The following is a 7,322-nucleotide window of genomic DNA, read 5'->3' as shown; positions in this document are numbered from 1 at the left end:
TTTGCAATTCATCTCCCACCTGTAGAGGAAGGAGAATTCTTGCTATAATTTGTTAAATTCTGAAGTTGAACGACTCAAAAAGATTCTCGCAGAACACAACATTTCAATTGATGATGAATAACCTATACTAAACTTGGTGTTGGGTTTACGCTCAACACCATTTTTTATCTACACACTTATTTATTTTCGTTTATAGTTTGTCTTTTTTAAGAAAAAGCCGCCTCTCACGAAGCGGCTCCCAAACTTACTATATTGAGAACTTCCAGAAATTTTACAACTAAATCTCACTTAGATTGCCTTTGATAAAGCTTTTGCCGCTTTTCAAAAGCATTTAGGTATTCATCTTAGTATCCATTCATAAGCTTCGAAACGTGATTTTTCCTTTTACTTCTGGTATATCTACAAGATAATCAAGATACATAATGACCGCTCCTTTGATAGTTGTATTCACAACTAAATATAGCGTATCATAAAACCAGCGATTTTACAATCAAAACCACTGGTTTTTCCTATAGTTTCAAGGATTTTTCATACTTTCCAATTTCCACTTTTTATTGAGTTGCACTTGTTTCTGGAAGTTCACACAATACTATGATTCTTTAAAAGCGGCTTAGATCGAATATCCTTGAGAAAAAAGTGTAAAGTAATATTGACAATATCATAAACCCAGTAAAATCAATACTCCAGGAGCTCAATTTTTAAAATGGAACAGTAATGGAACAAACTTTCCCGACATAAATCCTCTCATACAGTCCAGTCGCAGAACACCTATTTTCTCCAACTTTCTATCACACAGGAATGCTTTTTGCTCTTTTTATCATAGTTAATCCCAACCAGTAAAATTTCTCCTGTATAATCTTCCAATGCCTTGGCATAATGTTTTTCTTTAATCTGCTCGATTGCACCTGTTTCTGATTGATCATATTTTAATTCAACCACCAATGCCGGATAATCGATATGCTTTTTCGGCAAAAATACAATATCAGCGTATCCTTTTCCCAAAGGCATTTCGCGCACCAACATATAATCATTCATAGCATTGTAATATGCTAAAGCAATGACACAACTCAGCGCATTTTCATCATTATAATTTAGAATCGATGTATTGTTCTCATGAACAGTATCTATTCCTTTTGCAACACCCTCAGCATCTTTCTGTAAGGTTGCCCGTAATAACCACTCAGATTGTTTTACTGCTTCAATAACCTGGCTCCAGTTGCTCATCTGCACCGCATCCCCAAACGCAGATTTTACTTCTTCATTTGGAATATATTCTCGCGAACAATTACTCAACTTTCTATCATCAAACAAGCTTTAGGTATTCATCTTAGTACCCATTCATAAATTCATCTAAATCCTCAAGTGCATCTCTCAATTCTGGATTTCGTTCTCTTGATATTAATTGTGACAAGTGCATTAGCTGCCATGGTTCCGGCTCGCATGCAATGTCATATGACATATGAACCATTTCCCATAAAAAATCTGCTTTCTGTGTTTTCGGATGATTCATACAGTATTCCTCGATTATAATTCTAGAGTATTCTTCCATTCCTATTCTTCCTCATCTTTCCCCTGAATGAAATTCAGGATCTCTTCATAACTTTTGCTGCTTGTTTCAATTGCTTTCAATAACTCCTCACTTTGTATCGCTTTCTGCTTTTTGTGAAGCTCTTCCAGCTCTGCTATCAATCGCTCATACTGTACACGGTTTCTGCTGATTGCTTTTTCAGTTTTTACTATCTTTTATGTTAAGTTTTCCTTGCTGATATTTCTCGCCATTTTTATTTCCCTTTCATAATCTCACTAATATAATTCGCCTTATATTTCACTTGTTCTGCACTGATCCCGAATGCACTCAGTATTACTTTCTGTGTCTTTGTTACTGCATGGTCTAATCGATATACTTTATCCAGTTGTCTTGTCATTTCGATCTTTTCCAGTTCCCTGATTGCTGCTGGAACCGTAAGATAATTCGGCTTCTTAACCATTTCTTTTGCTTTCGACTTTAATTCTGTATACAGTTTGCAGCGAATAATCAGTGCTATAAATCCGATAAATATCTTATTCGATGCCGCTCCTTCGGAAGCAACGCTTAAACAACTGTTACCCAGATAAGATTTATCTGCACGGAATACTTTTTCTGATGCATCTCTATTCTTATATAATCCAATAGCCTTTTTCGCATCCATCTTTTCAGAGGAAATGATAGCAAAATAGCCACACAAATCCAATTCATCACGGATTACTTGAAGATTGGGTTCACCATAAACAAAGTGCCCTGTATCTTTATTATAATGTAGGTGAAAATATTTATGGAAAGACGGTCCGAATTCATGTTCCGTATCTTGAAATCTTACCAGATAGCTTTGCATTTCCTGAATACTTTCCTCTAACCTTGCACGTTCTCCCGCAGCTTTTGAAGCACTATAATAGATGTGCACGTATCTCTTTTTTGTATCTGAGGCATACACAAATGTATGTGTTGTTTTTCCGTATACTCCGAATTCTGCAATCTGATTTCCCCAGTCGTTTTCAAATGATCTTTTCTGTTTGCGAATCTGTTCACGGATAAACTCTTTGCAGCCTTTTACCATGATAATGAAGCTATAACCATTATTATCCATAAAACGTAAGTTTTCTTTACTGAAATATCCACGGTCAAGAATAAAACCTATATTTCTGTATCCGTACCCTTTTATCTTTTCGACCATAAACTGTAATTGCGAAACGTCATTGATACTGCCCGGATATTTTTCATATATCAATGGTTCACTATTATTAAGATCATATCCAACTGCATAGTTAAAGATTGGCAGACCGGCATCTATCTTAGCAGCCCCGAATTCGACCATACTGATATTTCCTGCTTCACAATTCTTATTTGTAGAATCATAGGAAATGTAAATCTTTTCCCTCTTGTTTCTTTCCTCGTTCCAACAATCCAGGAATTGCTGTCTTTGGTTTTCTTTCATGGAACGAAAAAAATCTGAGATTGTTGAATCACTGTAAATTTTCATATCCGGTGTAAAAAGCGGATGATTATATGCGTAGTCTGGATAATACTGAGCTGCGTTCCCCTCCGTGATAATCGAATATGTAGCAAAATCTAAAATCATTCCTGCGGTTTTCAAGCCAAAAGTTTCTTCAAGCATCTTATCCAGTTCCATATCCTTCACCACCTTATTGATAGCCATATATGTTCCTGCTCTCAGACAGCTACTTCTTTCATTCCCAACTCTTTCTTCTGGTGATTCTACTTCTGGAAAATATTTCTTGAAATTTTCATTTGGTCTCATTTTTGACTCATCTTCTGGTAAAACCTTTCCTATTGTAACTCTTTTTACGATTGTATATTTTTTGCTTGGATCATAAGTTCGATCACACTCATAATAAACATAACGTGCACTTCCTTTGCTTCGAAACGTGATTTTTCCTTTTACTTCTGGTATATCTACAAGATAATCAAGATACATAACCGCCCCTTTGATAGTTGTATTTACGACTAAATATAGTGTATCATAAAACCAGCGATTTTACAATCAAAACCGCTGGTTTTTCCTATAGTTTCAAGGATTTTTCATACTTTCCAATTTCCACTTTTTATTGAGTTGCACTTGTTTCTGGAAGTTCACAAAAAAAAGACCGCCTCTCACGAAGCAGTCTCACAAACTCTTTCTTTACACCGGTTCCCCAAAGGTATCCGGATGATCTGGATCAAAGATCTCATTACAGGTCATTACTGTAACCAGATTCTCTGTCTCAGACAGATTAATAATATTATGTGTCCAGCCCGGTATCATATGAATCGCTTCGATCTTGTCTCCGCTCACTTCAAACTCTACTTTCTCACCGGTATTGATATTGCGTTCCTGAATCAGTCCATGACCTGCCACGACAATAAAAAGCTCCCACTTGGAATTATGCCAGTGCTGCCCTTTTGTAATACCCGGTCTGCTGATATTGACAGACACCTGTCCGCAATCCTGTGTATGAACCAGTTCTGTAAAGCTTCCACGATCATCCACATTCATCTTTAACGCATATTTAAACTTCTCCGTCGGCAGATACATCAGATACAGACTATATAGTTTCTTTGCAAAAGAACCATCTGGCATCTTCGGCATCATAAGCGTACTCGGCTGTTCCTTGAACTCCTGTAACAGATCCACAATCTCACCAAGCGTCACTTTATGAGTCACCGGAACATAACAATAACGTCCGTTTGCATCTGCAACTGTCTCCACACCATCAAACTCACAATGCTGCTCTCTGCCTTCCAGTAGATCAAACATTCCCTCTACCAGATCATCAATATACAACAATTCCAGCTCTGTGCTGCGATCATTCACCGTAAACTCTTCATCATTGGCTACTGCCCAACAAAACGTAGAAACCGCAGAATTATATTTCGGTCTGGAATGTCCCATCAGATTCGGGAAACGATATACTGCCACATTGACACCATTCTCTTTTCCATACTGGAAAAACAATTCTTCTCCCGCCTGTTTGGAACGACCATATTCCGAATTACCAAAACGTCCTGCCAAAGTTGCCTGAATCGAAGAGGACAACATGATTGGTGCCTTATTTCCATGTTTTTTCAGTGTATCCAATAATTCAGACGCAAAACCAAAGTTTCCTTTCATGAAATCCTCTGGATTTTCCGGACGGTTTACCCCTGCCAGGTTAAATACAAAATCTGCTTTCTGGCAGTACGCATCCAGCTCCTCCGGTGTGGAATCCAGATCATATTCGTAAATTTCATCCACCTTAATCCCCGGTCTGGTACGATTCTTGTTGTCTCTGATATTTTTCAGGTTATTCACAAGGGCAGTTCCAACCATGCCCTTTGCTCCAGTTACTAAAATATTCATAATAAACTCTTTTTCTCCAAATTTATTAAACGTCTTTTCTCCAAACCATCTTGTTTACCACACCAGTATAACTCTGGATGATCTTCACAACTTTGGAACTTACATTTTCCTCAATGTAATCCGGCACCGGAATACCATAATCTCCAGCTTTATTCATCTCAACCGCAGTATCCACAGACTGAAGTAATCCCTTCTCATCAATTCCAGATAAAATAAAGCAAGCCTTATCCAACGCTTCCGGACGCTCCGTAGAAGTTCTAATGCAAACAGCCGGGAACGGATGTCCCACAGAAGTAAAGAAACTACTCTCCTCCGGTAATGTACCAGAATCAGAAACAACCGCAAACGCATTCATCTGCAAACAGTTATAATCATGGAATCCAAGCGGCTCATGCTGGATCACACGCGGATCCAGTTTAAAACCAGTAGACTCGATCCGTTTCTTGCTGCGCGGATGGCAGGAATACAGAATTGGCATATCATACTTCTCAGCCATCTTATTGATTGCATTAAATAAAGAAAGGAAATTCTTCTCTGTATCAATATTTTCCTCACGATGTGCAGAAAGAAGAATATATTTGCCTTTCTCCAAACCTAATTTTTCATGAATATTAGATGCCTCAATCTCTGCCAGATTGTTGTGCAGCACCTCTGCCATCGGAGAACCTGTCACATAAGTTCTCTCTTTTGGCAAACCACAATCAGCCAGATAACGGCGCGCATGTTCAGAGTAAGCCATATTTACATCCGAAATAATATCTACGATACGGCGGTTTGTCTCTTCCGGAAGACACTCATCCTTGCAGCGGTTTCCGGCTTCCATATGAAAAATCGGAATATGCAGTCTCTTTGCACCAATTACGGACAGGCAGGAGTTGGTATCGCCAAGAACCAGCACTGCGTCCGGTTTGATCTCAGCCATCAGTTTATAACTTTGTGCAATGATATTTCCACAGGTCTCACCCAAATCCGTACCAACCGCATTCAGATAAACCTCCGGATCTTCCAGTTTTAAATCCTTAAAAAACACACCGTTCAGATTGTAATCATAATTCTGTCCGGTGTGCGCTAAAATCACATCAAAATATTTTCTTGTCTTATTAATGACTGCTGCCAGACGAATGATCTCCGGTCTGGTTCCAACAATAATCAACAGCTTTAATTTGCCATTTTCTTTCCATTTAATATTGCTATAATCACTCATAGTATGTATCCCTCTTATTTTCCAAAAACAGTTTCTGGTTATTCGTATCTCAAATCACTTATTACTATATGACTAATTTTCCATCTTTGCCAATTCTTCCTGAATATAAGAAAGAGAAGCAATCTTTGCCTTTGTCTCCTCTACATTCAGTAACTTGGTATTATTGGAATTAAACTCCGTCAGTGTATTACGTTTTGCATCGCCATCTTTAAAATATTTATCATAGTTCAAACCACGATTGTCAGCCGGAACACGATAGAAATTGCCCAGGTCAATCGCTTTCGCACACTCTTCATTTGTCAACAGAGTCTCATACATCTTCTCACCATGACGGATTCCAATGACTTTGATATCCTCTTTCTTTCCGCCAAACAACTCGCAAACTGCTTCTGCCTGTGTCTGAATCGTACAAGCCGGAGCTTTCTGAATCAGAAGATCTCCATTCTCACCTTGCTCAAATGCAAACAATACCAGATCAACGGCTTCTTCCAGAGACATAATAAAACGTGTCATGCTTGGCTCTGTCAGTGTAATCGGATTGCCCTGTTTGATCTGATCGATCCAAAGTGGAATAACAGATCCACGACTGCACATTACATTACCATAACGGGTACAGCAAATTTTTGTCTTTCCGGACATTCTGGATTTTGCAACCGCTACTTTCTCTTCAATGGCTTTTGTAATACCCATGGCATTGATCGGATAAGCCGCTTTATCTGTAGAAAGACAGATCACAGACTCTACACATTCCTCAATTGCAGCTGTCAAAACATTTTCTGTACCGATAACATTCGTACGAACTGCTTCCATCGGGAAAAATTCACAGGACGGAACCTGTTTTAACGCTGCTGCATGGAAAATGTAATCTACGCCTTTTATTGCTCCTCTGACAGACTCAAGGCTACGAACATCGCCGATGTAAAATTTGATTTTCTCGGATGCTTCCGGCATTTTTGCCTGAAATTCGTGACGCATGTCATCCTGTTTTTTCTCATCTCTGGAAAAAATGCGGATTTCTCCAATATCGGTAGAAAGAAACCGGTTCAAAACGGCATTACCGAAAGAACCGGTTCCTCCTGTGATTAATAATGTTTTGTCTTTGAATAAACTCATCTTTCTCTCTCCTCTACAAACTGTATTTCATGAATTCATCTATTTTTCGGTATAAAAATAAGAGCCCGAAGGCTCTCAGACTGTAGACAAACTTGGTGTTGGGTGTTATATCCAGCACCATTTTTCTTTTA

Annotated in this window: 6 protein-coding genes; all 6 read right to left on the bottom strand. The window is 38.5% G+C overall.

What is annotated here, in order from left to right; translation table 11 throughout:
• Nucleotides 1-768: 768 nt before the first annotated feature.
• On the bottom strand, nt 769-1,224 hold the full coding sequence (locus tag DXB15_RS16465; RefSeq protein WP_118703529.1) for a PD-(D/E)XK nuclease domain-containing protein: 456 nt from the start codon (nt 1,222-1,224) through the stop codon (nt 769-771).
• A gap of 103 nt (nt 1,225-1,327) precedes the next feature.
• Nucleotides 1,328-1,549 carry a hypothetical protein gene (locus DXB15_RS16460; RefSeq protein WP_118703528.1) on the bottom strand — a complete coding sequence of 74 codons (222 nt, stop codon included), beginning with the start codon at nt 1,547-1,549 and terminating at the stop codon, nt 1,328-1,330.
• Nucleotides 1,550-1,781: 232 nt separating this feature from the next.
• Nucleotides 1,782-3,473, bottom strand: coding sequence for an IS1634 family transposase (locus DXB15_RS16455; RefSeq protein ID WP_118703527.1), 1,692 nt, complete (start codon nt 3,471-3,473; stop codon nt 1,782-1,784).
• A 204-nt stretch (nt 3,474-3,677) separates the two neighbouring features.
• Nucleotides 3,678-4,874: a polysaccharide biosynthesis C-terminal domain-containing protein gene (locus tag DXB15_RS16450; RefSeq protein WP_118703526.1), complete on the bottom strand. Its 1,197-nt coding sequence runs from the start codon at nt 4,872-4,874 to the stop codon at nt 3,678-3,680.
• A 25-nt stretch (nt 4,875-4,899) separates the two neighbouring features.
• Entirely contained in the window at nt 4,900-6,078 is a 1,179-nt protein-coding gene (wecB, locus tag DXB15_RS16445; RefSeq protein ID WP_279233060.1) for a non-hydrolyzing UDP-N-acetylglucosamine 2-epimerase, read from the bottom strand.
• Between the two features lie 72 nt (nt 6,079-6,150).
• A complete protein-coding gene (locus DXB15_RS16440) occupies nt 6,151-7,191 on the bottom strand; it encodes a polysaccharide biosynthesis protein (protein WP_118703524.1) in 1,041 nt (346 codons plus the stop codon).
• Nucleotides 7,192-7,322 lie beyond the last annotated feature (131 nt).

This window comes from Roseburia sp. OM02-15, from assembly GCF_003481835.1.
Taxonomy (GTDB): Bacteria; Bacillota; Clostridia; order Lachnospirales; family Lachnospiraceae; genus Eubacterium_I; species Eubacterium_I ramulus_A.
This window is presented reverse-complemented; position numbering and strand designations above follow the sequence as displayed.

Excerpts from the sequence above, each read along its gene's own strand:
- DXB15_RS16465 (WP_118703529.1), bottom strand. The coding sequence starts at position 1,224 with ATGAGCAACTGGAGCCAGGTTATTGAAGCAGTAAAACAATCTGAGTGG.
- DXB15_RS16460 (WP_118703528.1), bottom strand. The coding sequence starts at position 1,549 with ATGGAAGAATACTCTAGAATTATAATCGAGGAATACTGTATGAATCAT.
- DXB15_RS16455 (WP_118703527.1), bottom strand. The coding sequence starts at position 3,473 with ATGTATCTTGATTATCTTGTAGATATACCAGAAGTAAAAGGAAAAATC.
- DXB15_RS16450 (WP_118703526.1), bottom strand. The coding sequence starts at position 4,874 with ATGAATATTTTAGTAACTGGAGCAAAGGGCATGGTTGGAACTGCCCTT.
- wecB (WP_279233060.1), bottom strand. The coding sequence starts at position 6,078 with ATGAGTGATTATAGCAATATTAAATGGAAAGAAAATGGCAAATTAAAG.
- DXB15_RS16440 (WP_118703524.1), bottom strand. The coding sequence starts at position 7,191 with ATGAGTTTATTCAAAGACAAAACATTATTAATCACAGGAGGAACCGGT.